This window comes from Priestia megaterium NBRC 15308 = ATCC 14581 (assembly GCF_000832985.1).
Lineage (GTDB): Bacteria > Bacillota > Bacilli > Bacillales > Bacillaceae_H > Priestia > Priestia megaterium.
Genome location: NZ_CP009920.1, coordinates 3,783,661 through 3,808,406, shown reverse-complemented (window position 1 = coordinate 3,808,406; position 24,746 = coordinate 3,783,661). Strand labels below are relative to the sequence as shown.

The window sequence follows — 24,746 nt, the reverse complement described above, 5'->3', positions numbered from 1 at the left end:
TATCGGTTATAAAAACATCAGATATACAGAGAAGTGTGAGGTGCTTTTCTCTCCAATTACTTCACTCTTAAAACAATACCTTCTGATCTGTCACTGGATATAAAGTAATACTAGCTAACCCGCTTTGATTTTCATCTAAAAACTCTAAAGAATCCTCAGCTCTACTTTGACATTCAACTAATGCGACAAAATAGAAAACAAAGTTAGATACATTTCCTATCATTTTATTTTATGTATTTTCCTCATGTGCATATTTTTTACATTTTATAGGAATGATAACGTTACTCGTTGTATAACAAATATTCATTCATATAAAAGGTGGTAAAACGTGCGACAAAAATATCTTCTGAAAAGCTCTAATAGAGAAAAGACACCAGATTGTTCAGCAGCTCCCTTATATGATGATGTAAATAAAAATATAGAGAGACTATTAAACGAATTAGGAAATAGTTCTGATATATCGTTTCGAATGGTTGAGTCTCCGTATCAAAAAACGTTAAAAGCAGCCGTTATTCACGTTGACGGATTAGCAGATGAAAACATTATAAATGAGAATATCATGACGCCTCTTATTCAGTGGCTTAAAGAAAGTAATCAAGTAGTAACCGTCAAAGAGATAGAAGAACAAATACCTCAAATATTGACTGTATCTCAATTGACTATAAAAGAGAATTGGCATGAATTTGTGTCGGCAGTTTTAACTGGTGATACGGTCATACTACTGAATGGAAGTTCTAAAATTTTCATTGGCAATACAAAAAAACTTCAGTCCCGCGCAGTAACAGAACCAACCAGTCAAACTGTTGTTAGAGGACCCAAAGATAGTTTTACAGAGAATTTAAGGACTAATACCTCCTTGATACGAGCTAGAATTCAGGATTCTAATTTACGCTTAGACAGCATGAAAATTGGAAGCGTAACCCAAACAGATATAGGAATCATGTATATCCAAGGGAATGCAGATGAACGTATTGTAGAGGAAATCAAAGAACGTTTAAAAGAGATTAAGGTAGATGGGGTCCTTGAGTCGAACTATATTGAGGAATTTATCCGGGATGATAGGACCACTATTTTTCCACTTCTATTAAATACGGAACGACCTGATGCCGTTGTAGGAAATTTATTAGAAGGTCGAATTGCTATTATTGTACAAGGAACACCTTTTGTATTAATTGCGCCTGCTATTTTTTCTCAATTTTTTCAGTCTCCCGAAGATTATTATCAGAATTATTACATTTCCTCCTTTTTAAGGATACTAAGATTTGGTTCTTTTTTTCTTTCTATGTATGCATCTGCTATCTATTTAGCATTGATTACGCATCATCAGGGACTTATTCCAAACACATTAATGGTCAGCTTAATGGCGCAAAGAGAAAGAGTTCCTTTTCCAGCAATTGTAGAAATGATAGTGATGGAACTAGCTTTTGAGATGTTGCGAGAAGCCGGAATCCGAATGCCTAGAGCAATCGGACCAGCAGTCTCCATTGTAGGAGCACTGATTTTAGGACAAGCAGCTGTAGAAGCAGGTTTTGTATCAGCGGCTGTTGTAATTATTGTTGCTATTTCTGCCATCAGCAATTTTACACTGCCATCTACTAGCATTGTCAATGCGGCCCGTGGTTTTCGGTTTATCTTGATTCTAATTTCAGCATTTATTGGCTTATATGGAATTTTGCTTATGACCTTATGTATATGGCTTCATATAAGTAGTCTAAGATCTTTTGGTATTCCCTACTTTTCACCTTTTGCTCCCTTTGATTTTAAAGAGCAAAAGGATACTTTAGTTCGATTCTCTTTACCATCTCTGTTGAAAAAACATCAAAATAAATAGACGTCGTATAAAGATGAATGAGGATAGAAAATGAAAACTTATCTTTCGCTTTTATGGATCGCTGCCATTTGTTTATGCGTTTCAGGATGTTCGAATTACCGAGAATTAAACCAAATAGGAGTTATTATAGGATTGGGAATTGATGAGAACGAAAATTTGGAACAACCTTATAAAGTAACCTATCAGATCATTAATCCAAGTGGTTTATCACAGGGCAGTTCGTCAGGAGGACAGGGTCTTCCTGTCATTAACTACACAGTAACTGCCAAAACACTAGTAGAGGCATTAAAAAAAGCCTCCATCGTCATTCCAAGAGAACATATTACTTCACATCTTTCGCTTATCATTATAGGTGAAAAATTAGCAAGAAATGACCTTAGCTTATTATTTGATGCTTTGGATCGAGGCAAACAAGCTCGTACAAGTATTCCAGTTTTTATTGCACGTGATGGGACTGCTGAGAAATTGCTCGGTGTGATTGAACCTTTTGAGGTTACTCCAGTCAAAAGTATCCTAAGTACCAGCCAGAATAATCAAAAAATGTACGGAATAGTTAGTAATGTACAAGCATATGAAGTTATTTCTATGCTTTTGAGTGAGGGAAAAGATCTATCTCTTCCTGGAATCAGCATTAACAAGCCCTCTCAGAAGGCAGAAGAAGCAGGCAATTTAGAGAATACCAGCCCAAGTGCTATGCAGGTAAAAGGATTAGCCATGTTTAGAAAAGGAAAATTAGTTCGATGGCTAGATGGCGATGAGGCTCGATCTGTTCAACTTGTTACGTCTGAAGTGAAAAGCACAGCCCTTGTTTTCCCTTGTAATATAAATGAGAATATCACAGTTACAGCGACTGGAATAAAAGGCCAAATAAAAACAGCAATCCGCCGTGGACAACCTTTCATTCATACAGATTTGAACGTCGTGGGAGAAATTACGGAAACATCATGCCAAAAAGATTTAAACAACCCTAAGGTATTGAAAGAATTGGAAAAAGAAGTACAAAAGGAATTACAAAAGGAAATCACAAAAACTATTCGCATCGCACAAAAAGAAAAGGCAGATATATTTGGCTTTGGTGATAGCTTGTCTCGAACCAACCCTAGTTATTGGCGTCAGCATAAACAGAATTGGGAGAATCTATTTTCAAGTGCGAAGGTATCGATGAATGTGAACGTCAGTATTGTAAATACCGGAATGCGGACAAATCCTTATGAAGTAAATTAGATGAGGAGCTGAAAAAGCATTGACTAAAATAAAAATCGACGGGTTTCAATTATTTTGTATGATGTTTATCTTTATATTAGGCAGTACGCTGCTTTTAGATATCGGAAAGGCTGCTAGGCAAGATGCATGGATAGTCCCCCTTTTGGCTACTTTTTTTGGATGTTTACTGTATTTAGTCTATATCTCCTTATATAAGAGATACCCTAATATGCCTTTGACTGGCTACCTCATTAAAATCTGGGGTAAATACGTACGTAGGCGGTGCTATCAGCTTTTGTTATATTATATATTTTGTTTATATTGCTTCCAGAGTACTACGTGATTTTGAAGAATTACTAATTAGCTCTTCTTACTATGTTACATCGATTATTACACTGGGTATATGCATGACCTTTGTGTTAATTTATAGTACTCACTTAGGAATAGAAGCATTCGCACGAGTTACATGCTTATGTTTTGTTGTTATTTTACTGACTCTTTTTATATTAAATATTTTGTATGTAGTAGGAGGCTACATCAAGGTGGAGAACCTTCAACCCGTATTAGCGAATGGATGGGGAAACATAGGAAAAGAGTTAGTCCCTCTTGGCATTACTGTACCTTTCGGGGAATTGATTACCTTTACTATGATTCTTCCTTATTTAAATAAAAAAAATCAGGCCGCAACAATTGGTTTATCCGCCATTATAATAGGAGGAATTGCCTTAACCATTAATTCAATTATTCTTTTGTGTGTACTCGGACCAGAGACTGTTTTAAGATCCTCTTTCCCGGCTCTTACAGCTGTGAGTTACATTAACATAGCTAGTTTTATTCAAAGACTGGATACCTTTATTCTTATTCTCATGGTCATTTTAGGTTTTGTTAAAATAACCATCTATTTCTTTTGTGCAGTGATTGGCGCGGCTGATTTGTTTCGGATGAAACCTTCTGTTACAAACATTTATTTAATTGGCGGTGTTATTTTTTTCTCCTCACTGATGATTGCTCCTAGTTACCAAGCTCATATAAATGAAGGACTCAAAATTGTTCCTTATTTATTGCACCTCCCTTTTCATATAGCAATTCCCATCCTATTGCTGATTACAGCATATATAAAACAAAAAATAAAGCCTACCCTTTCATGAGAAGGGAGGCTATTGTTTTTTTAAAACAGGAAAAATGCTAACAGCAAGGAATATTGAAGCAAATAAAATAACCAAAAAATAATCTTCCCCACGGGCAATTACAAAATATTGTTTTAGGTTATAAAACGATTGAAACATATAGTTTCCCTGAAAAACGTCGATGAATACAATAAGAACATAAGCCCCGAGCAAAATGCATAAGGATGGAATTATTTTAGCCATTATATCAGCCTCACCTTTTTCTTTTAAAGTGCGGTAAATAATATAAAAATATACAAGGCGTCCATAAGATTTAATAATATTTATTAAATGATGAAAAATAATTGATTTTCTCCAAAGCAATCTGTTATAAAAATTTAACGCCACAAGAATTGTGGACATTGATCTCCAAAGAGCTTTTTTCATTCTAATGCACGGTTCTATTTTTATAGACTCTTAAGAAATAGTACAAGCCAAGCAGAAGTAATCCTACATTTGTATAAAAATAAAAGATAAATCCATACAAAAAGTTCTTTTGAGCCAATGAATCAAAAACATAATGCAAATAGTGGTATAGCGCTACATAGATTAAACAAAGATTCCAGAAAATATTTTCTTCTCTAGAGTAAATCTCTCTTAGCAATAAAAGGATGATCCACCAAAGCACAAGTATGGATAATGTACTGAGTAAGTTAATTGGATAAGTCTTATAGTAAAAGAAATACGCGCTGCTATAAAATAAAAGCATCGATAGTAACAACATGAATAGTGGCTTTCTGGAGTGTTTATTGGTGATAAAAAAGTACAAGCTAACTAAAATGGCAATAAAAAAATAAATGTAATTCAACGAATTTCCCATCTCAAACCTCAAAATTTTTATAATTTAATACTATGACATTTAAGTTTCTAATAAAATCTTTTATGTATTGGGTGAAAAACACTGCACCTTATGCTACCTTGCCTTTTTTATGTGTATAATACTCAAAGATAGCAATCCCAAAGGAAACTCCAAAAGCGGTTGAAAATGTTGTTAAAAGATCAAAATTAGAGGTAAACAAAATATTAATCATTAAGTTTCCTCCAAAGAAGATTAAAAAATATACAAAGAATTTCAAAATAACTTTTTTCAAGAATTACCCTACTTTCATAGATTTCGTTTAAATTGACTGTTGATTCAATACAGATTTTAAAAATCACTAAATTATAAATATAACCAATATATGATTATATTACCATATATTTTTACTGACCATAAAAAAGAACCTCTTTAAAATAGAGGTTCTTTTTTATAGCAGACAAGATATTTAGTTACGGTAATAACAAGAATTAAAATTTCATTCGCAAGCTTTAATAAAGATAATCCTCTTACTACCTATAGCTTTTCTACCAATTCATCAACACGGACACAAGTGAATCCTTTTGTTTGCACTGTTTTTAATACATCTTTTAACGCATTAATTGTGTTTCTTGGAGCTTCAGATTCTGCCCCGAGCGTATTTCCGCAGTCGTGCAGCAAAATGACATCCCCGCCTTTTATGTTGGCTAGGCGTTGTCTAATCTTTTCGCTTCCGCCAGAGGTTCGCCAATCTTCCGCCATGATTGACCATAGAATAATCTTATATTTACCTCTTCTCATAAAATCGAAAAGGTTGAGCATTCCCCAAGGCGGGCGATAATAAATAGGTGTGACTCCAGTGATAGATTTAATCACCTTGGCTGTATTATTAAGTCCATTTCTAACTTTCCAAGGCGACATAAACCAGTTGGAGTGATGTACGTAGTTATGAATTCCGATTAAGTGCCCTTCATTATGCATGCGCTGAATCAGTTCAGGGTACTTTTTTGCTTTAGTACCGACCACAAAAAAGGTTGCCTTCACCTCATTTTTCTTCAATAAATCAAGAAGTATCGGCGTATAAATAGGGTTCGGACCATCATCAAACGTAAAAGCAATTTTAGATAAATCCCTTCCTCTTTTAACTACGTTCACTCCTAGACCACGTGATAAGAAATACGGAATAACGGTGTATAATAAAATAAAAAAAATAATAGCAAAAATCATGAACTCCATATTATATACTCACCTCTATCTCCTTTTGCTTTTGTATCGTTCTACTATCTGTTACGTTACGTAATGGACCGCGTCTTGCTGCTTCGATAATGACATGGAGAGCGTCTATGGATGATGTTTTGGTTTGATATTTTTTCATTCTTTGTTTCATCCATCTTAAAGGTGCTGAATCGCGGACAAGATTTTCAATTTGCGCAATTAACTCTTTTTCTGACTTTGCAGACAGTGCGAATCCCGAACGACATAAATACTCTGCATTGTCTTCTTCTTGTCCTGGTAACGAATGATAAAGCAGTATTGGTAAATCCATCGCCATTGCCTCAGAGGTTGTTACTCCCCCCGGCTTGCTGATCATTAAATCTGAAATAGCCATTAATTCTTCAACCTTGTCACAGTATCCAAAAATTCTCACGTCATGCTTCGAGCCTTTTAATTCCCATTCTAATTGTGTTTTTAATTTCTTATTTTTACCACATACTATAAAAAGTTGAATCGGTGTGGAAATGGATTCTAATGCCTTAAAGGTTGAAATCCCTTTTCCAAAAAATCCATCTCCCCCTCCCATGATGAGCAGGGTGAACATATTTGGATTGATCATATATTTATCTAAGAGAAGGTCTTTTGGAAGAACATCCATAAATCTTTTCCGTACAGGTATTCCAGTGTTTTTAATTTTGTTTGCCTCTACCCCTAACACAATTAATTGATCACGCAATCGAGCAGATCCTACCACATATTGATCTGTAGAGGGATGAATCCAATAAGAATGATCCGTATAATCTGTGATGATGGTTACCGCTGGAATATCAATTAACCCTTGCTCTTTTAATCTTGATATAATCCCGGCGGCAAATGGATAGGTACTAACCACTACTTTCGGTTTTATTTCCTGTATGATTTTAAGCACAGCTTGCATGCCCGATAAAAAGATCGAATTTAGCTTAACGGAAAACGAATTTTTTACACGAGTTTTTTTATACAAAAAGCTATACACTTGAGGAAACTTCTTAATGCTTTTTTTATAAATATAGTGGCTGATTGGATAGAGGTTGGGATGAATCCACTCCATGATATCCATGGTAATAGGCTCAGCATCAGCAACCATCTCATTTACTGCCTCGCTTATCGCATTTGCCACTTGTTTATGTCCCTCTCCAAATGTAGCGGAAAGAATGAGGTATTTATCTTTCTCGCGATTATTCATGACTTTCCCTCCTTGTAGTTTTATGCTTTTGCAATGTGGTAAAGCCTGGGCTGTTTCACGCACCTTTTTGTTCTCTTGTTTATACGAGTAAAAAATTACTCTACTAATAAAAGAGTAAACATGATAAAAAATTAATACCGGGTATTTAGCCTTTTTAATCAATTTGTGTGGTGTATCTTTTCTTCTTTTTCGTTACATAGATTGTTTAGGAATTTCTTACACTATTTATTAGAAAAACATACAGTCTTAAGCTGAGCTTTCAAATAGCACATTTTCAGTCTACGTTTTGTAATTAAAAATAGGCTAAAAATAACATTAAAAATCAATGAAAAATCCAGTTTTTTTTATAAATAGTGCTACATTAAAAAAACAAAGGTGAAATTACTCTTTTCACTTCTCCTATTTTCAATAAAATTCAAGTTACTAACTGTGCTTTAGGTAAATACATACTATGAAAGAAGGACAAACCATGGATTTTATCACATCTTATATAAATCAATACGGATATATCGTGCTGTTTCTAGCATTGATGCTGGAACTTCTTGCTCTTCCTCTTCCAGGGGAGCTGCTCATGGGCTACGCTGGGGTTCTTGCCTTTCAAGGACATTTGAGCTGGGTGGGAAGTATCTTGGTTGCCGGTATGGGCAGTATGGTTGGAATGACCATAGCCTACGGAGTTGGTTATAAGTTAGGGACTCCTTTTTTTGATAAATACGGAAAAACTCTTCATATGGGGCCAGAGCGAATTGAAAGAATGTCAAAATGGTTTAGTGTACATGGAAACAAACTGTTGATTATTGCTTATTTCCTCCCAGTTATTAGACATATTACAGGATATTTTTCAGGAATTACTCGGCTTCCTTTTCGTACGTATGCACTGTACGCCTATAGCGGATCATTTCTTTGGGTCACCACATTTATTACTCTAGGAAAGTTATTAGGACCTCAGTGGGAACAGTTTCATCATTCTATCAAGAAGTACTTTATCATTGGGATGATTGTAGCTGTAAGTTTGTTCGTTGCTATTTACATTTATAAAAAGTTCAAAGTAACGATTAAAAAGATAGCAATTAATTGTCTCAAGTGGATAGTAAATGTGTTTCATACGCGGAAACGGGCAGGGCTTGTTTTTATATTTACAGCATTAGTAACATTAGGGTTTATTCTGCTTATGATTGGAATGACGCAAGACTTTATCGCAAACGAGTTTGGAGATTTTAACAAAATAACGAGTCTATTAATAACAGCCCTTTTTAATAAAGATTGGAATGTACCAATGCGGGTATTTTTCACGCTGGGATCCAGGCAAGTTCTGGTAGCATTGATTTTCTTTACACTTGTATGGATTTTATGGAAAGGCAGAGATAAAAAAATTGAATTATTATCTCTGGTAGCTGTTGCAGGCGGCGGAGAGCTGTACGAAGAAAGTCTGAGACGAATTTTCCATCATTTCTCCCCTATTAGAAAGTCGTTAATAGAACACCTTTCATACACCTTTCCAAGCGAACAGTCTTTAATGGCTTTTGTTATTTATGGGTTTGCTGTGTTTATGCTGGTTCGACACTCTAAAAGATTATGGGTTCCTACATTAGCACCAATAGCAGCCATTCTTATTTTGTTGCTTATTGCGATTAGTCGTTTGTATCTCAGCATACAATATCCCAGCGATATTGCAGCAGGATATGTATTTGGAGGCGTATGGCTAGGGTTAAACGTTTTACTTCTTGAAACCTTCCGTCTTATGAAAGGTATTAATCTATAGTGGTTAACTAAATTAATCTCTAAAAATGCTAACTAATGAATACATTCAAAACGAAATCACCAGTTTTTCATGAGAAAAAACACCTCCAAGTGATTGCTCGGTACCCCATACCCGGTTTTCAGCTTGAAGGTGTTTTTTTATTTATATAAAATCAGAGCCTGTCCAAAAGATTAGCAACTACGTTTTCTTAATCTGCGAACGCTGATACTTTCTAAACTAGTCGTATTTCTATTACCTGAATTATCTTCCCATACTAAAAATCCGCCTTCTGCTCGAATAAACGTACCATTGCCATCAAGCTGTCTTCCAGCAGAAAAAACTTGAATTTTATCTCCTCTTCGAAAATTATCTACTATAGAGCGAGATTGAGATGTACGACGATCTCCACTACGACGTCCTGGCATAACTTCACCTCCCTATACATTTATAGTACATACTATGAAAAAAATGAAAATTGGCATAAGCAAAGCGCGTAAAATCACAAAAAATATTTTACCAATTAAAAATTTGGCTATATCTGTCCATAGTATTTCTACAATCTCTCTTACATTCACTCCTAGTCAACATAATGCTTCTTTCTAGAGCACATATAAAAAGCTAGCCTTTAGTACGTAACGGTCGTTTTTGCTACCGCAATTCAAAACTACACTGAACCTCTTTCATCTCGTAACACTGTTGTTGCATTGATTCATTGAGTATAAGATATGATTAAGGTGTCCGGTGTATATAGTCTAAAAAGTTGTATCTTTTAAACACAAAAAAAGAACCCGCCACAATAGGAGGGTTCAAACAGGGTAAGTAAGAAAAAGAAATATACATGCATGTTCCTGGGGGGCACTACGCTTGTATAATCAACCTATACCCGCTATTCACTGATTGAAACAGTTAAAAACATTTCAAATAAAAATTAATAGTTAATCTATTAAATACAATCACAGTTTAATTAAATTAGCCCTATAGATTCTTGAACTACTCCCCCATGGATGATAACCATCACCTATATATATAAAGTCATACTTTTCATAGTATCCAACGTGGTTAGTGCATAAATAAAGATTATCAAATCCGGCATCTTTCGTATTTTCTTTCAACTTTAAAAGAAGTTGCTCACCTAAGGATTTACCTCGATAACTTTCTTCAATATAAAGAGCACACACCCAGGGCCATAAATCCATTCGACTTATAAAATCGTTGGTGATAAGCCCTGCACAGCCGATAATTTCTCCTTTATCTTCTAACAAGTACCAAACTGGAAGACAACTATTTGTCTTTAAGCTATGTATAATACAGTCTTCATAAAGTCTTAAATTCTCTTTACTCGCCCACTTACTCTGAATATATTCAATAGCTTTATCTTTGTACTCTACCTGTTCTCTAATATTAATAATTCGCATAACAAGTGCTCCTCTACAAAGAATAACAACCATCATTTACATAAAGGGTGTTAAAGACACGCTTTTTAATAAAAGTGTGTTGTTTCTTTAATTAAAACTTATCCTTAAACCCATTCTCTCCTATGTTCACGAATAAATTTAATATCATTTTGATAATGTTCAAGATGCCCTTGGTGTATCATTTTTTGGAACGCACTGTCGCCTTCACTGGCTTTTCTTGTAATTGTTTTACATAACCCCTCTAATCGCAGCAATACCACTTCCAAATAACCTTCTTGTAATTCTTCGCCGTATGATTCAAAAAATAATTTCACTCTTCGGTTTATATGTTGAGCATGCTGCAATGAATTATAATAAATCTTCTCACCTGTTTCAGAAAGATAAAATCTACTTAAAGGGACGCACGTATAAAGAGTATAAGCAATGTCCCAAATTCTTGGACCGGGCCCAGCAACATCAAAATCAATGATGCCTACTGGTCTTTCGTGCTTGAAAATGATGTTGTATATGGCAAAATCATTATGACATAGTATCTCAAATGGTTTAGGAGTGTTATCTATTGATTTCCAGCTGTCATCAAATGAAAAATCACTCACTGAATCATGATAAAGACGGAGCATTTTCCCTATTTCTATTAAAACATCATCAGACCACATATATTTCTTCAGGGGATAATTACCAGCTTCACCTTCAATAAATGATAAGACCTCTCTTCCTTTTTCGTCAATGCCTAAAAATTTTGGTGCATAACTAAAACCTTTGTTCTCTAAATGCTTTAATAGCTTATGAAATTTATGACTATCTAATTTTAATTCTCGTCGTACAGTATCTCCCGAGCGATAAACGTTAGAGACATTCCCTCCTGTTAGCACTTCTTCGTCCTCAAAGCTTGACATATAAACCTTCCCCCTGAATATATCCTATTTGTCGTCAATAAGTGAAAATGATAAAGCATTCGTCATAAATGAAATATCTCATCTTACTACTGATTTAGAAAAGCCCGTACTTTTTCTTTTGGAGCCCATCAACAATCCTTTGGGACTGACTAATAAAGTGGAGAAAATCGGTTATCGTCATATTACGTTACATTATAAAAAAGAATCTTCATTCGAAGATCCTTTTAACTGCTTGTTTCATGCAAAAATCCGCTAAAAAGTGGAAGACCGCTACTATGTTAAATCACCAAAAGCCTCCATCTGAGTGAATAATTTGTCCGGTAATCCATTCTGATTCTTCACTTGCTAAAAAGATAACTAATTTTGCGGCATCCCGGGGCTCACCAAGTCGACCCATTGGGAACTTTGACAGTAGCTCTTCCTTTAACTCACTGCTCATCCAGCCAGTGTTAGTTGGTCCAGGATCTACAGCATTAACGGTAATTTTAAGAGGTGCTAATTCAATAGCAACTGATTTAGTAAACGTAGACACAGCCCCTTTTGTTGCAACATAAGCCAAATTCCCAGGCTCAGGTGACTTATCTTGACCTGAAACCATATTAATAATTCGACCGCCATGCTTGCCTTCGATTAGACGTGCAAACTCAACAGTCAAAAGACATGTCCCTCTAATATTCACGTTATAATGAGCATCAAGCATATCAGCATCTATAGAACGAAAATCTACGTCCACGGAATGTGTTGCATTATTTACAAGGATTGATGGAGAACCTAGTTTGTTTTGAACTTCATCAAGCAACTTTCTTGGTGCATCGGGTTGCGATAAATCCAATTCCATTGATTCACATCGCACTCCCAGACTGCGAATCTCTTCCATAAGATGTTTCGACCATTTAAAATCATCCTCATTAAAATAATCCATTAAACGATCATACTTTGACCAATGAGTGAAAAAAATATCTGCGCCTTCTCTAGCTAATTCCCTGCATATTTCAGTACCAATACCTTTTGCCCGACTAGCACCAGTAACAATCGCAATTTTATTTATTAACCGCTTCATAAAGCATCTCCTCATGAGAACGTTGAATTCATATGCTTATCAATAGCACACGAATTCAGCAATCCCGTATATGTATATTAATCTATCAAGTTGTAATAAATAAAAAAATATAATTAAAGTTTAAAAGGTATTTTCTCCATAGTAATCATTCATTCTTATTTCACCTCACATAAGTATTTTTCCATACATGCATTCAACTTTCCTGCCTTATCAACATGTTTCAGACAGCAAAAGCTGAATCCCCCTAGTCTCCAACAAGTTTAGGCTCTTTCCTTAGTTACATTTTCAAGAACGCTATATTTTACTTTTTAGTAAAAAGGTAAAGAGATAGGTAGAATAACCGATTTCCTAAATAAAATTCTAAAAGGAAATATCCCTATGTTAGAGAACTGAATAAAGGACTGCTTTTCATTTCTCTAACACTTAAAAGGAGGTACACGAATGAATGAAGAGATAATAAAAATTGATAACGTTGAGATTTGTACAGAAAGTTTTGGAAACCCCAAGAATCCTGCTGTACTTTTAATAATGGGAGCAATGTCTTCGTTAGATTGGTGGGATGAAGACTTCTGTCTTCGCCTCGCTGAACATGAGAGATTTGTTATTCGTTACGACCATCGTGATTTAGGGCGATCTACCACTTATCCACCCGGTACGTCTAACTATACAATAACGGATATGGCTGACGATGCAATTGGTGTTTTAGATGCTTACTCTATAGACAAAGCTCATATTGTGGGAATGTCTTTGGGCGGGATGATAGGACAAATCCTTGCTCTTAGATATCCGGATCGCATAGACTCCCTTACTTTAATTGCATCAAGCGTATTTGGAACGGAGGCGGAAAAATTGCCCCCAATGGATCAGCAGATACTTGATTACCACACGAAGAGCACTTCCATAGACTGGTCAAATCAAGAGGAAACCGTTCCCTACCTTGCAGGTGGATGGAAAATTTTAAGTGGAACAAAACCTTATGAAGAGAAAAGAATGTATAAGCTAGCAGAAAGAGAAGCTGCCCGTGCTAAACAGCTGCCGAGTAGATTTAATCATGCTTTGCTTCAAGGAGGCGGACAATATTATGACAGGCTGAGTGAAATTAACATACCTACACTGATTATTCATGGAACAGAAGATCCGGCACTCCCATACGAACATGGACTTGCTCTTGCAAAAGCTATTGCTCATGCTAATCTAATAGCTCTTGAGCGTACAGGACATGAAGTCCATAGTGAAGACTGGGAACAAATCATCAAATCAATTGTAGAGATTAGCTCCTAAAATCAAAACATGAGATATGCAGACTTCAAAGCGCTTTTTTAAGAAAGCTTTGGGGTCTTTTCATGTTTCAAAGTTCCTTCCTTCTACTTACAGTAGACAAAACTTTTCCTATAGCAAAGAGTATTTTGTACAAAAGTACCTACATCTTTTCAAAACATCATATTTACGATACGCTGATAATTCGTTAAATATCCACATAAGGGTATTAAAGTAAGAAAATGGAGGTTTTTATGAAATATTTTAAGGTGCTTTTTTGTTTGATCTTATTAATACTTGTAGGTATAACCGGCTGTTCTTCAAAAGAAGAAGTCACAAGCATTAACACTGTTGATGTAAAAGATCTTAAAGACCACAGTGGAACTTATGTTGGAGATAATTCTAACGTAGTAGCTATTGTAAGAGCATTGCCTGGAGGAGAAACGTTTAAAGAAATTAATTTACATAATAAAACACCAAAAATAATGTATGGTACTAAAGAGGACTCTTTATCAGAAGATGAAATATTAAAATATTGGCTCGACGGTAAGGATACACTAGAGAAAAACTTTCTTTATAATGCTATTTATTTAACGATACTAATACCTAATGCTGAAGGGTACAGTTTTAAAATAGATGATCAGAAATTCTCAGTATCTAGACAAGAAATGAAACAATTCATTTCCAAAAACATTCAAACTTTACCAAGTAGCAATGAGTTATTTGATAAAGAAAACGCACAGCAATTTATAGATAATAATAAAGAGAAGATTAATAAAGCAGTTAAATCGGCAACTATTCGAGAACAATTTTTTAAGAATGTTCCTATCGTAAAAGAATTAAGAACAAATAAAGAGCCTTATTTAAGGCTCTTTATTTGTTTTCTATTTACTTAACCAAACTTTCAAATTAAATAAAAGCTCCAGAAAGTCACGAATCAAGGAAGCTTTTCACAGCAGTTAAAAAAGCGGATAAGTTTCCTGCATGCACCTCATGTCCAGCCCCTTCTATCGTTACTAATTTACAATTTGGAATGCGCTTAGAAACTTCTTGCAATTTATCTTGAGGAATATGGCTGGATCCTCCTCCTATGACGAGAGTAGGTGCAATTATCTCTGTAAGACTTTCCCACCATTTAGGATTGGGGTTATTTAACTGTTGAAGAATTGAAGGTACAACCTCCCAGTCAAACGGTAAAGGACCAGGCGCTTTGGCAGGAATTTCGAACTTTTCTCCTGTAAAAGGTGGAGGAGTGTCTTCAACAATCAATTGATCTACCCTTTCTGGAAATGTTTCAGAAAAAAGATAGGACACCGTACCACCCATAGAATGCCCAATCAACGTAAAGCTCTTCAAATTCATCGCATTTACAAACTGAAGCAAGTCATCGCACATAAGTTCAAACGTATAGGTGCCGGTTCTCTCACTTCCACCGTGCCCTCGCTGATCTAAAGCTAGAAACCGATATTCCTTCCCTAATACAGCTGCTACTTCATCCCAAGACTCTGCACTCATTCCCAAAGCGTGAAGTGCAATAATGGCGGGTGCCGAAGCTTCACCCGCCTCTCGATATTGAAATGTTAAACCATTTAGTTCGATTTGATTTACTCTCATTTCCAAATCAGATCAACTCCTAACTCAGATTTCACCAATTAAAATCTAGTTTATTAAGGTTCATCTATATATTAGTGAAGGAATGAAGATTTCCTTCACCTTTTATCTTATTGGGAAAGACATTAGATTATTTTATATATCCTGTGTAATTCTTTAGTCAGCATAATTAACGTACCTAGAGTTTTTCACTTTGGATACCTATATAATTTAAACCAAAAGTACTGCAAGCCAATTGAATAAAAGATTGTAAAGGAAGAGACATAAATTTATCTTTATGCCAAACCATTTGTGTATAAAGGGGCGTATCAACTTTAGTACAAGCCAATTCTTTTAATATGCCTTTCTCAAGCTCTCCTTTTACTACTACTTCGGGCAATATGGCAATACCTAAATCCAGCATGACACATTGCTTAATAGCTTCCACGCTTGCAAATTCAAATTTAGTTGATGTACAAATACCTGCCTCGCGAAACAAGTTTTCCAATACTACCCGATATGAACAACCCGACTCAGTATATAAAAGAGTCTCATTTTCAAGCTCTTCTAAGTAGATATCCGTTTTATCAGCTAAAGGATGCTGAGGAGAAGCAATAATTTTTAAGTCTTCTGCAACAAGACATTGTGTATGTAAATTTGCATCATGATGCTGAATAGGCTCCATTGTAAAGGCGATATCAAGAGTACCGTCTAGTAGCTGCGCTCTTGTTTGTGTGTGAGAGTAAATGGGCTTAAAAATCATTTTAACCTTTGGAAATTGATCCTTAAACTCTTTTAATATTGGAGGTAACCTGTACGTGCACTGGCTTTCAGAAGATCCAATAATAAGTGTACCCGCAGGCTCCTCCACTCCGCTTACAGCGTTTTTTGCTTCCTTAGTCAATTGAATCATTTTATCAGCGTATCTTTTAAATTCTCTACCCGCCTCTGTTAAAACTAAGCGCTTCCCTAAACGTTCAAACAAAGGCGTTTCAAGTTCATTTTCAAGAGCTTTTATTTGAGCGGTAACGCTTGATTAAGCAAAATTTAAAACTTTAGCTGTATAGGTAAAATTTAAATTTTCTGCAGCTGTTTTAAATGTAATTAGTTGTTTTATTTCGATTTTCCTCACCTCTATATAATCGGATATTTCGATTGATTCAATCGTAATGTTCATCTGTAATGATTGCTAATTTCATTATAAAATATGGTAAATCAAACCACAACATACTAAATATAAAGAGATAAGGGGAAATCATAATGTCTATAAAAAAAGAGAATACGAAGGAATCAATGAGTCTAGCGAAAAAAGATACCAGCGAAAAAAACTTCAAATACTATTGGAATGAAATTATTCGAGCGCTTATCGTGACTAAATGATTAAAACTAATCTCACACGTAAAAAAAGTTGTCACATAAAAGCGCTTAAATATAAGCGAATAATCCACTAACTCCGTATGTTGCCAGAGTAAGTGGATTATTCGCTTATTTACACTTGAAATCATGTTTATTGTCTTGAATCTAACCTGAACTCCGCAATGTCCTTGTCATCTTGAGAGATAATGAGTGTGCCTTTTAATGCATTAGCCTGTAGCTTTTTTAGTTTTTCTTCAGCTGGCAAAAGAGGTAATTCATTATTTTTTGTTTTGCTCCTAAGGTATAACTAAGAGTAAATTTACTTGTTCCTTTAGATGGAATTTCTCCTATACTCATACCAATACCTAACTTATTGTTATCCATATTATAAATATTTGAACCAATTGCTTCTTTTACAGCTGATACTAACTCCTTATCTGGTTCTATGCGAAGTTTTGTTTTATCGAGATCAGAGAGAGCCATAATATTATTGGACGTGTTTTCCATCGTGAATGTATAGTATAACTCGGTTGGAACGATACGTTTACTTTTATTCTTTTTATCAGGTACTATCATCTCCCCAACGATTTTTTTATCATCTGTTAGCCTTACCTCTGTTTTTTGTAATTTTAAGTGCTCGACATTGTTTACATACTCTGTATTTGAACAAGCTGAAATTATAAATACTAGAAAAGCAATAAATAAACTAAGAGAGAACTTTTTCATAACGCAGCGCCTTCTTTATTCCAACTATATTTCAAGAGAAAAATAATACATCCTCTTTAATTAACATAATGGATTTTGTAGACACTTTAGCCCCTTTATTGACTAGAATATAAAAACCACATAGGCATCTCTGTGTTTTCAACTAGCAGCACTTGTTTATGCTTAGGATCACCTTTAATAGCATAAACAAGATCCCCATTTTGTGTTTTACAAAAGGCTCTAAAATATTTCTTAGAGTCATACTTTGTTTGATCAGCCATCTCCACGCACTCATAATTTCCATATGTATCACTTAAAAGCTTTGTGTTAAACATATTCTCGTCTTTTGTTACATAAAACTTATCGTAAGAAAAGAACAAAAAATATATACTTAACGCCCCTATAATTGTTATACAACTAGCTAAGCTCCATCGAATTTTTTTATTCACTTTCGACCTCTTAAATTTTTTTTGTTTTACTATAATTAGGTTTTGATATATGTAATACGCTCACATAGAACGTATTTTCTAAAAGATAAAGTAGTCAACTTAAATAATACTCACCTTTTTTGGGCTACCTTTTTCATTAACTGACTTTTATGATCTTTATCTTTAACTATAATATAATCCTCTGTTCCTTTTACTGAATAGATTTCTGAACCAACTGTAAAATAGTTTGATTGATTATTACCTGCCGGCATTTTAGTTGCTTTAGTTTTCTTTTCTATTGTTCCTATTTGGTCTCCTATTTCTTGTGTTTGATCTAATTTATCTTCTGTTCCGTTATATTCCTTATTTCCAACTATCACAATGATAGCAGAGCTCTCTATATTTATTCCTGTACTTTCTTGGTTACATGCAGTTAGAACGGTTAAATAAACTACTGACAGAAAACTAAGTGTTCTCTTCATAATAAGCAGCCTCCGCAAACCATTTTCCTTGCCCTTTAATTAAAATAGACATTAGAGGATATACCAAGTTCAGTAACGTATCATAGTGTATTCGAAAACGAACAATCCTAAAAGTTCTATTAAACAAACTTTCCAGGCTCCTCCACATAAAAAATCCACATAACCGCAGCTTGAACAAACATAAGGTATTAACTCACTGTAATTGTGATTGTTGTTTAATATGCTGCTCGGTGTTTTATTTACACCTACTGTACCAGGTGATGATTGAATACGAGCTTTGATTAGAGTTGAATCACATTTAGAGCACTTTTTGCTGTACATACACATCATCCCTCTCTATTCCATAACATCATTCCTAGTTTCTATAGTACATGCTTACTAGTTTTAAAATTAATAATTAGCCATATAACTTGAATAATCAAAGGGAAAATAAATACAATTAGCAACACTATAAATGCGAACAATTTTAGCTCTGGTGTTTGGGTAACACCCGCTCCATCCACTTCTCTTGTCCAGACAACAGCTGTGCCTACGACGAAAAGTATGATCCAAATTATATTAGCTATCCACCAGGAAATCCATCGTCTTTTCACATCATCACTCCTTCCACTTTTAAGCAGTATCTTTCTTTTTTAATTCCCAGATAAGAGTAATGGTGGAGATAGCTCCACCTACCGCAAAGAGGTAAGAAGAAAACGGTATTGTTTCATGTATGAATAAACCTCTTACTCCATAGAAACACAGGATAATAGTGCTGAGTAAACCAATCATAAGTCGAATATTTTTATTGATCTTTTTCTCCTCCTTAGACTTTTCCCTGCACCTGATCCTTTATCATAAGTCCAAATATAGCGAAGAAGTTTAATACAACCAGCAATCCATAATAAAATCCAATCCCTTCAAAAAACAAAGAGAGAATGGGGAATATTATAGATTCAAAGCCAAATAACATAATAATAAGGCCAATTCCTTTAGCGAGCTGTTTTTCATCCTTAGGTGTAAATATCTTTCCATACCCAGCAATGAAACTAGTATTACCTTTTTTCCATACACGTTTCCCAATATAAATAATGAAGCAGCTTACTAAACATATAAATAATACGTTCAACATCAGATATTACCCCTTATTCACACACTCTAATTTAACATATATAGTATATTTTACCATAAAAATTTACAAATATTATGTATTAAGGGTGGACTCATAAAATATAACACTATAAAATATACACATACTAATTATGGATATCTTAATTAAACAAGAACTCACTGAAGAATATAATAAAACTGAAGAAGTTGTGAAAAGCGCTTTTTTAAATGAAGAATACAGCGATAAGAAAGAACATTTTGACGTGCCTGAAGAATTCTTTATGACCTTAGAGTTAACAGAGGGATTATCAAAAAATATGCAAGGTGTTGTGCAGTACTCAAAAGCTTTTTCAGAGTAAGTACTAACTGATTAATTAGGTTTTACGTAAAGGCTGCCTAGAAAAAAATTTTATAGTATTTTCTATGAACAGCCTCTTTTTTATTTACCTGATATTATTAAAGCGGTGGGTTTTCCACACCTAAATGAACCCAATCTTCTTTTGGAGGTCCATAAACTCCAGGGGGTTTTAGTCCTGCTTGACGCATCAGAATGGTAATTTGACCTCGGTGATGAACAATATGCTTGATTAGTCCCATTAAGATTGTGGCATTTGATTGGGTTCTTCCGAACGCTTCTTGAGTGAGTTCTAAAGATTCATCTGTCCATTGCTGTTCAATGATTTTAGCAGCGTGAGAACTTACATTTTTAAAGGTTATAGCGATTTCCTGTGCTGAAGATGGAACGCTTGCTGTACTTTCTATTCTGTCTATGCTCAGTCCGAATTCAGTTAGATAATCTGGAATATTTGTTGTAAAATGCCAAGCAATTCTTCCTAACGTACGTCCTTCAGGGTAAACTTGTTGTTTCAATGAATCATCTGTTAAGCTATCCAAAACTTTTTGAGTTAGCATGGCTTCGCTGTTCCATTCTTTGATAAAATCTGAAATGGTGTTATACATGTAAAAGACCTCCCAATATAAATCTAATCTAAATTAACACTTAAATAATATCATAGAAAAAACCAGTTGGCTTATTTACTAAAGAAAGGAGATTCTATGTTATTTAAAGCTACCGCTCAAAAAACTATTATTTTCACTCTATTACCTTTAAATGCTTTGTTATACATTCAAGCAGTTCAATATAAAGCACTTGATTTTTTACTTCTTTTTGCTATCCTTTGTTCGTTTCTTTCCCTTTTCCTCAGATATGAATTTCAGATAGACAAAGATACTTTAACCTATAGAACATATATATTACGGTTTAAAGTATATGCAAAAACTGTTAAACCAAGGAACATTAAAAAAATTGTATTTAAACGGTTAAGTTGGAAAACAAAATTAGCAGTAGTAAAAGTAGAAAACGGGTGGAATATGCGAATAGCATTATTTAATCCACCAAATGTTTTTAAGGAATTAGAAACATTTGCACATGAATATGATGTAGATATTCAAAAAACATCAGATTATAAAATTCTAGAGAAAATGTCTTGAATGTCACCGCGTTTGGAATACATTAACTTTACGTATGGGGGTGCATAATCAGCCGTTATTCATTTCTAATTAAGCAGCTTTTGAACCTCTTTACCGCTACAAAACATTAGTAAAGAGGCCTTTTCCTAAGCACCTTCAAGTTTAAACACTTTGTCCTCCTTCCTCGCATCAACCTCAAGCCCTACTTAAAAATAGGCTTCAAGACCATTCTGTTTAACATTATTTGGATATACAATTCGTATATAATACTTTTTAAGAGGTGATGATTCTGTATATATCGAAAAAGCTTGGCATTTTAAGCTGGTTTGCTACTTGCTTGTATTTTTTAGTTGAACCTTTTTTTATTTTGACTTCAACTGCTTCCTACAGTTTTTTACATCACGCAATGAGTGATCTTGGCGTAACTTCTTGTGGAACCTACACCTATTCAATTGCACCTCATGAAATTTGCTCTCCTCACAATTTCTGGATGAATGTATTGTTTATTATAAACGGATTAACACTTTCAATTGGTGTTCTGTACATTTCACAAAACCTAAAGAAAACAAAAATAACCCAACTAGCAACAGCTTTTATTCTTATATTAGCTTTGGGTAACATTGTTTCAGGCTTTATACCGGCTGATATAAATTTATTTTGGCATTCAATATTCGCTCAACTTGGCATGATCACTGTTTTAGCTGGTTTTTGGATATATGCATCTTCTTTAACCAGCGGCAAGTATTGGACTTATGGCTGTTTAGTCTCCTTACTATTCATCCTCATACTCATTATGTTTGTATTTTTTGTTCCTATGCCTACCGGTCTGCTGCAAAGATTATTCTATTTAGTAATCTTTATATGGGGCACCGTGCTTTCCTTTATGTTAAACAAGTAATCCATTATCATTCCGTTTCATATGAGCTTACAAGATTACGTTCAACTACTCGTAATTTTAAATAGCAAAAAGTCCATAGAGACATCCCCTCTGGACTTTTTATACGATTTTGTTAGATAAATTCTCTTAATAATTCTTTAGATTTCTTTCCGCTAAAACCAAAATAATTGCCAATAAGCTTGACGTATTCTGTGTAGGTAACTTTTCTATTTAAAGCAGTTTCCCACCATCTCTGTGGATTATAATAGCGACTTCCACTAGAACAATAGGTTAATTGTATTTGGGTATCCTTAAATTCTTTATTAAAGTTTTTTTCTACCCTTTTCATATGATAGTTGGAAGAAACAACGATAGCGGATTGAAAATGATAGTTCATCATTAGCCTTTTTGTGAATTTAGCATTTTCCGTAGTACTTGTAGCGTGATTTTCTAATATAATTGAATTCTCAGGTACCCCTGATTCCTTGGCTTGATGATAAAAATTATTCTCTTGACCATTCGAAAGGATTAAATGAGAGGCATAGCCTTTTTTATATAATTCAATTCCTTTCTCCAGTCGATCATTATCACCGCTTAACACAATAATCACGTCAGATTTTACCGGCTTTTCGTTTACCACAAGCTCTTTCCCGGCAAACAGAAAAAAAACAATCCCTAATCCCAGCATAAATATACTGATTTTTATTCTTTTACCTTTAATTTTTTGCATATAGACCCTCATTTAAAAAGTTCACTTCATATCGTATCATAAAGCTCAATATTCATAAAAATAAAAAGGTGCTTTCAAAAGAACTTTGCATTCTGTAAGCAATCACAGCTTTTATATAAAAGTTAACATTAAAAATTTCAACGAACGTTCTTTCTCAATATTTTTGTGAATCACATGAATTTTATACAAACTTAAATATTTTTTCACTTATTTGTATTAATATTGTTTTTTTACTTATTTTTCATTTTTTAATGATAAAATTACAAACGATATGAGAAGTGAGCAAAATAACTTATTTATTAACCTTAAAAAACTGACCATAATGGTCAGTTTTTTAGTGTAAAGAGAGTTAGTTACATCATTTATATTAAGACCATTGTTCGCTGCTATAACAAAAAGTCCTGACTATATATCAGGACTTTTCACTTTATTTACACAAATAAGAATAAAGCTGCTTAGTTTCAATTGCTATATTTTTTTACTAGTAATCTATTAGAGGATAGATTTACTTCCTAAATAACGAGGTGCCCAGTAAGAATTGCTTAACGATGCAATAGTTACACCCGTTGAACTGCCAGCATGAATAAACTGCCCGTTTCCAATATAAATTCCAGCATGTGAAGGACCTCCAGTAGTATCAAAGAACACAATATCTCCTACATTTGGAGTAGATGTACTTTTTCCTGACTGATACAAGGTAGCTACTGTTCGCGGTACAGTTACTCCACCTCCATTTTTAAACACGTAATAAATGAAACCGCTGCAATCGAAACCACTCGGAGACGTTCCTCCCCACACATATGGTACGCCTATGAATTTTTTGGAATAAGCAACAATATCACTAGCTGTCGCTTGCGTTGAACTATTGACAGTTGAAGAACCAGTGGAGCTGCTAGATGTGTTATTTAAGGCATTCAAAGTAGCTGGACCTACTATTCCATCCACGGCTAAGCCATGATCCCGTTGGAAATTCATAACCGCAGTTTGAGTAACTGTACCAAAATAGCCTGTTGGTGTGGCATTAAAGTAACCTTTTTCCTTTAACAATTGCTGTACTTTTTCAACTTCATTGCTAGTCATTCCATATTTTAGAAGCGTACTGCTCGTAACCGCACTTGTTGAATTACCTATTAGCGCTTGATATGTATTAGATCCTACAATTCCATCAGCGGTTAAACTATGAGAACGCTGAAAGCTTAGAACTGAATCTTTTGTAATTGAACCAAAATAGCCAGTCGAAGTAGCTGAAAATATGCCCTTCTGTCTTAAAACATCCTGTAATTCTTTTACGTCTGGATCTGTCATACCTTCTTTTAATAGCTTGTCTCCTAAAGCTGCATGGCTGATTGTTGGCAAAACAATCAATGATGAGCATAAAGCTAATGAAGAAATTATCTTTTTCACTAAGTATATCCCCCGATGTTATATTTTTCTTGTTCTTGACTATAAAATTTTAGCAGGGAGAAATAGAAAAGAAACAACCTATTTGTGAATTTTTTGTGACAATTAAAAAAACACTTGATTTATTAGGAGGTAATTATTTATTTTGTCATATAAAGTATAAATATACTTATAATGGTTAAAGTTACTCTTCTTTTTACGTATATACCGCTAAATCTTTCATACAATAAAGCACCTTTTTATGGTTGTAACCATAAAAAGAAAAAATAGGATACAAGCGTAAAGAGATAGGAGGAATAATGTGAACAAAATAGTGGTTTTGAAGCGCCGGTTTAAATACTTACTTATTAAACTATTACGATTAAAAGATCATTCACATAAAGTTGCGCTAGGTTTTAGTCTAGGTTCTGTTGTGAACTTTGTTCCTACCTTTGGATTTGGCCTTATAATATCCGTAGGTTTAGCTAAGTTATGTAAAGGAAACAGCATAGCAGGACTCGTTGGTGGAATGTTTTTTATGTGGGCTTTTCCGTTGATGTTTTATTTGAATACAGTAGTTGGAGGATATATATTTCCACTTGATTTTGATCAAACTTTACTTCAAAGTGCAGATGGAAATTTGGATAATCGACTAGAACTAGGAGCGAAAGTAGGAAAGAATTTTTTAACGGGAATGTTTCTTAATAGCTTTTTGTTTGGAAGTATACTCTATATTGTTAGTTACTATATTATAAATCAGTACAGAGGCTTTCTCTTACACTACATCTCTAAAAAATGGATAATAAAAAAACGTACTAAATAAATGGATTATTA

At 34.3% G+C, this 24,746-nt stretch carries 27 protein-coding genes and 2 pseudogenes; 11 read left to right on the top strand and 18 right to left on the bottom strand.

The window, feature by feature from the left end; all coding sequences use genetic code 11:
* Nucleotides 1-328 precede the first annotated feature (328 nt).
* The 4 genes from BG04_RS19685 to BG04_RS19675 are packed head-to-tail and all read left to right on the top strand — an operon-like array spanning nt 329 to nt 4,182.
* Entirely contained in the window at nt 329-1,831 is a 1,503-nt protein-coding gene (locus tag BG04_RS19685) for a spore germination protein (protein WP_034653115.1), read from the top strand.
* 30 nt (nt 1,832-1,861) lie between these two features.
* Nucleotides 1,862-3,055: a Ger(x)C family spore germination protein gene (locus tag BG04_RS19680; RefSeq protein WP_080621385.1), complete on the top strand. Its 1,194-nt coding sequence runs from the start codon at nt 1,862-1,864 to the stop codon at nt 3,053-3,055.
* Between the two features lie 58 nt (nt 3,056-3,113).
* Nucleotides 3,114-3,377: a GerAB/ArcD/ProY family transporter gene (locus BG04_RS31420; protein WP_309321519.1), complete on the top strand. Its 264-nt coding sequence runs from the start codon at nt 3,114-3,116 to the stop codon at nt 3,375-3,377.
* Entirely contained in the window at nt 3,274-4,182 is a 909-nt protein-coding gene (locus BG04_RS19675; protein WP_282435811.1) for a GerAB/ArcD/ProY family transporter, read from the top strand. Before BG04_RS31420 ends, BG04_RS19675 begins: the two co-directional genes overlap by 104 nt.
* Nucleotides 4,183-4,191: 9 nt before the next feature.
* Here the strand turns inward: BG04_RS19675 and BG04_RS19670 are convergent, their stop codons facing one another.
* The 4 genes from BG04_RS19670 to BG04_RS19660 all read right to left on the bottom strand — a co-directional run bounded on the left by BG04_RS19670 (nt 4,192) and on the right by BG04_RS19660 (nt 7,436).
* Nucleotides 4,192-4,563, bottom strand: coding sequence for a YczF family membrane protein (locus BG04_RS19670; protein WP_034653116.1), 372 nt, complete (start codon nt 4,561-4,563; stop codon nt 4,192-4,194).
* Between the two features lie 545 nt (nt 4,564-5,108).
* Nucleotides 5,109-5,231 carry a hypothetical protein gene (locus BG04_RS31685; RefSeq protein ID WP_016763668.1) on the bottom strand — a complete coding sequence of 41 codons (123 nt, stop codon included), beginning with the start codon at nt 5,229-5,231 and terminating at the stop codon, nt 5,109-5,111.
* A 302-nt stretch (nt 5,232-5,533) separates the two neighbouring features.
* Nucleotides 5,534-6,232 carry a polysaccharide deacetylase family protein gene (locus BG04_RS19665; protein ID WP_034653118.1) on the bottom strand — a complete coding sequence of 233 codons (699 nt, stop codon included), beginning with the start codon at nt 6,230-6,232 and terminating at the stop codon, nt 5,534-5,536.
* 1 nt (nt 6,233) lies between these two features.
* Nucleotides 6,234-7,436, bottom strand: a complete 1,203-nt coding sequence (locus BG04_RS19660) for an MGDG synthase family glycosyltransferase (protein ID WP_034653120.1) — start codon at nt 7,434-7,436, stop codon at nt 6,234-6,236.
* A 469-nt stretch (nt 7,437-7,905) separates the two neighbouring features.
* Here BG04_RS19660 and BG04_RS19655 point away from each other — a divergent pair, with 469 nt between their 5' ends.
* Nucleotides 7,906-9,198: a VTT domain-containing protein gene (locus BG04_RS19655; RefSeq protein WP_034655236.1), complete on the top strand. Its 1,293-nt coding sequence runs from the start codon at nt 7,906-7,908 to the stop codon at nt 9,196-9,198.
* 170 nt (nt 9,199-9,368) lie between these two features.
* On the opposite strand, the gene BG04_RS19650 is transcribed toward BG04_RS19655, so the two are convergent.
* The 4 genes from BG04_RS19650 to BG04_RS19635 all read right to left on the bottom strand — a co-directional run bounded on the left by BG04_RS19650 (nt 9,369) and on the right by BG04_RS19635 (nt 12,548).
* Entirely contained in the window at nt 9,369-9,602 is a 234-nt protein-coding gene (locus BG04_RS19650) for a hypothetical protein (RefSeq protein WP_051421143.1), read from the bottom strand.
* A 528-nt stretch (nt 9,603-10,130) separates the two neighbouring features.
* Nucleotides 10,131-10,592 carry a GNAT family N-acetyltransferase gene (locus tag BG04_RS19645; RefSeq protein WP_016763663.1) on the bottom strand — a complete coding sequence of 154 codons (462 nt, stop codon included), beginning with the start codon at nt 10,590-10,592 and terminating at the stop codon, nt 10,131-10,133.
* A gap of 104 nt (nt 10,593-10,696) precedes the next feature.
* A complete protein-coding gene (locus BG04_RS19640) occupies nt 10,697-11,488 on the bottom strand; it encodes a phosphotransferase (RefSeq protein WP_034653121.1) in 792 nt (263 codons plus the stop codon).
* Nucleotides 11,489-11,771: 283 nt separating this feature from the next.
* Nucleotides 11,772-12,548 (bottom strand): SDR family oxidoreductase, encoded by a 777-nt coding sequence (locus BG04_RS19635; RefSeq protein WP_034653123.1) that lies wholly within the window; start codon nt 12,546-12,548, stop codon nt 11,772-11,774.
* Between the two features lie 441 nt (nt 12,549-12,989).
* Here BG04_RS19635 and mle point away from each other — a divergent pair, with 441 nt between their 5' ends.
* Both mle and BG04_RS19625 read left to right on the top strand, forming a co-directional pair.
* The gene (mle, locus tag BG04_RS19630; RefSeq protein WP_034653125.1) at nt 12,990-13,829 is read left to right on the top strand and encodes an alpha/beta fold macrolide esterase; all 840 of its coding nucleotides are present in this window, start codon (nt 12,990-12,992) and stop codon (nt 13,827-13,829) included.
* A gap of 230 nt (nt 13,830-14,059) precedes the next feature.
* Entirely contained in the window at nt 14,060-14,701 is a 642-nt protein-coding gene (locus BG04_RS19625; protein WP_051975621.1) for a DUF4825 domain-containing protein, read from the top strand.
* Between the two features lie 34 nt (nt 14,702-14,735).
* Here the strand turns inward: BG04_RS19625 and BG04_RS19620 are convergent, their stop codons facing one another.
* From BG04_RS19620 to BG04_RS19585, 7 genes and pseudogenes are all read right to left on the bottom strand, one after another.
* On the bottom strand, nt 14,736-15,425 hold the full coding sequence (locus BG04_RS19620; protein WP_080775534.1) for an alpha/beta fold hydrolase: 690 nt from the start codon (nt 15,423-15,425) through the stop codon (nt 14,736-14,738).
* Nucleotides 15,426-15,594: 169 nt separating this feature from the next.
* A pseudogene (locus BG04_RS19615) lies at nt 15,595-16,518 on the bottom strand (LysR family transcriptional regulator).
* A gap of 476 nt (nt 16,519-16,994) precedes the next feature.
* The gene (locus BG04_RS19610; RefSeq protein ID WP_230586576.1) at nt 16,995-17,477 is read right to left on the bottom strand and encodes a hypothetical protein; all 483 of its coding nucleotides are present in this window, start codon (nt 17,475-17,477) and stop codon (nt 16,995-16,997) included.
* A gap of 95 nt (nt 17,478-17,572) precedes the next feature.
* Nucleotides 17,573-17,905: a hypothetical protein gene (locus tag BG04_RS19605; RefSeq protein ID WP_034653127.1), complete on the bottom strand. Its 333-nt coding sequence runs from the start codon at nt 17,903-17,905 to the stop codon at nt 17,573-17,575.
* A gap of 110 nt (nt 17,906-18,015) precedes the next feature.
* Nucleotides 18,016-18,366 (bottom strand): hypothetical protein, encoded by a 351-nt coding sequence (locus BG04_RS19600; protein WP_034653129.1) that lies wholly within the window; start codon nt 18,364-18,366, stop codon nt 18,016-18,018.
* 362 nt (nt 18,367-18,728) lie between these two features.
* Nucleotides 18,729-18,959, bottom strand: a complete 231-nt coding sequence (locus tag BG04_RS19595; protein ID WP_034653132.1) for a DUF3923 family protein — start codon at nt 18,957-18,959, stop codon at nt 18,729-18,731.
* Nucleotides 18,960-19,171: 212 nt separating this feature from the next.
* Entirely contained in the window at nt 19,172-19,477 is a 306-nt protein-coding gene (locus tag BG04_RS19585; protein WP_034653136.1) for a hypothetical protein, read from the bottom strand.
* A 130-nt stretch (nt 19,478-19,607) separates the two neighbouring features.
* Between BG04_RS19585 and BG04_RS31850 the strand changes: the two are divergent.
* Nucleotides 19,608-19,712, top strand: a pseudogene (locus BG04_RS31850) (GNAT family acetyltransferase); the annotation flags it as partial.
* 199 nt (nt 19,713-19,911) lie between these two features.
* Here BG04_RS31850 and BG04_RS19575 read toward each other — a convergent pair.
* Nucleotides 19,912-20,415 (bottom strand): DinB family protein, encoded by a 504-nt coding sequence (locus tag BG04_RS19575; RefSeq protein WP_034653139.1) that lies wholly within the window; start codon nt 20,413-20,415, stop codon nt 19,912-19,914.
* A gap of 96 nt (nt 20,416-20,511) precedes the next feature.
* Between BG04_RS19575 and BG04_RS19570 the strand changes: the two genes are divergently transcribed.
* Nucleotides 20,512-20,946, top strand: coding sequence for a hypothetical protein (locus BG04_RS19570; RefSeq protein ID WP_034653141.1), 435 nt, complete (start codon nt 20,512-20,514; stop codon nt 20,944-20,946).
* A 262-nt stretch (nt 20,947-21,208) separates the two neighbouring features.
* The gene (locus BG04_RS19565; RefSeq protein WP_034653143.1) at nt 21,209-21,823 is read left to right on the top strand and encodes a DUF998 domain-containing protein; all 615 of its coding nucleotides are present in this window, start codon (nt 21,209-21,211) and stop codon (nt 21,821-21,823) included.
* A gap of 112 nt (nt 21,824-21,935) precedes the next feature.
* Here the strand turns inward: BG04_RS19565 and BG04_RS19560 are convergent, their stop codons facing one another.
* Together BG04_RS19560 and BG04_RS19555 are read right to left on the bottom strand one after the other, a co-directional pair.
* Nucleotides 21,936-22,532, bottom strand: a complete 597-nt coding sequence (locus BG04_RS19560) for a YdcF family protein (RefSeq protein ID WP_034653145.1) — start codon at nt 22,530-22,532, stop codon at nt 21,936-21,938.
* 492 nt (nt 22,533-23,024) lie between these two features.
* A complete protein-coding gene (locus tag BG04_RS19555) occupies nt 23,025-23,936 on the bottom strand; it encodes a C40 family peptidase (RefSeq protein ID WP_034653147.1) in 912 nt (303 codons plus the stop codon).
* Between the two features lie 298 nt (nt 23,937-24,234).
* Between BG04_RS19555 and BG04_RS19550 the strand changes: the two genes are divergently transcribed.
* A complete protein-coding gene (locus BG04_RS19550) occupies nt 24,235-24,735 on the top strand; it encodes a DUF2062 domain-containing protein (protein ID WP_034653148.1) in 501 nt (166 codons plus the stop codon).
* Nucleotides 24,736-24,746: the final 11 nt, after the last annotated feature.

Coding starts and splice junctions, on each gene's coding strand:
- BG04_RS19680 (WP_080621385.1), top strand. CDS start 1,862: ATGAAAACTTATCTTTCGCTTTTATGGATCGCTGCCATTTGTTTATGC.
- BG04_RS31420 (WP_309321519.1), top strand. CDS start 3,114: ATGATGTTTATCTTTATATTAGGCAGTACGCTGCTTTTAGATATCGGA.
- BG04_RS19670 (WP_034653116.1), bottom strand. CDS start 4,563: ATGTCCACAATTCTTGTGGCGTTAAATTTTTATAACAGATTGCTTTGG.
- BG04_RS31685 (WP_016763668.1), bottom strand. CDS start 5,231: ATGATTAATATTTTGTTTACCTCTAATTTTGATCTTTTAACAACATTT.
- BG04_RS19665 (WP_034653118.1), bottom strand. CDS start 6,232: ATGGAGTTCATGATTTTTGCTATTATTTTTTTTATTTTATTATACACC.
- BG04_RS19660 (WP_034653120.1), bottom strand. CDS start 7,436: ATGAATAATCGCGAGAAAGATAAATACCTCATTCTTTCCGCTACATTT.
- BG04_RS19655 (WP_034655236.1), top strand. CDS start 7,906: ATGGATTTTATCACATCTTATATAAATCAATACGGATATATCGTGCTG.
- BG04_RS19650 (WP_051421143.1), bottom strand. CDS start 9,602: ATGCCAGGACGTCGTAGTGGAGATCGTCGTACATCTCAATCTCGCTCT.
- BG04_RS19645 (WP_016763663.1), bottom strand. CDS start 10,592: ATGCGAATTATTAATATTAGAGAACAGGTAGAGTACAAAGATAAAGCT.
- BG04_RS19640 (WP_034653121.1), bottom strand. CDS start 11,488: ATGTCAAGCTTTGAGGACGAAGAAGTGCTAACAGGAGGGAATGTCTCT.
- BG04_RS19635 (WP_034653123.1), bottom strand. CDS start 12,548: ATGAAGCGGTTAATAAATAAAATTGCGATTGTTACTGGTGCTAGTCGG.
- mle (WP_034653125.1), top strand. CDS start 12,990: ATGAATGAAGAGATAATAAAAATTGATAACGTTGAGATTTGTACAGAA.
- BG04_RS19625 (WP_051975621.1), top strand. CDS start 14,060: ATGAAATATTTTAAGGTGCTTTTTTGTTTGATCTTATTAATACTTGTA.
- BG04_RS19610 (WP_230586576.1), bottom strand. CDS start 17,477: ATGAAAAAGTTCTCTCTTAGTTTATTTATTGCTTTTCTAGTATTTATA.
- BG04_RS19600 (WP_034653129.1), bottom strand. CDS start 18,366: ATGAAGAGAACACTTAGTTTTCTGTCAGTAGTTTATTTAACCGTTCTA.
- BG04_RS19585 (WP_034653136.1), bottom strand. CDS start 19,477: ATGTTGAACGTATTATTTATATGTTTAGTAAGCTGCTTCATTATTTAT.
- BG04_RS19575 (WP_034653139.1), bottom strand. CDS start 20,415: ATGTATAACACCATTTCAGATTTTATCAAAGAATGGAACAGCGAAGCC.
- BG04_RS19570 (WP_034653141.1), top strand. CDS start 20,512: ATGTTATTTAAAGCTACCGCTCAAAAAACTATTATTTTCACTCTATTA.
- BG04_RS19565 (WP_034653143.1), top strand. CDS start 21,209: ATGATTCTGTATATATCGAAAAAGCTTGGCATTTTAAGCTGGTTTGCT.
- BG04_RS19560 (WP_034653145.1), bottom strand. CDS start 22,532: ATGCAAAAAATTAAAGGTAAAAGAATAAAAATCAGTATATTTATGCTG.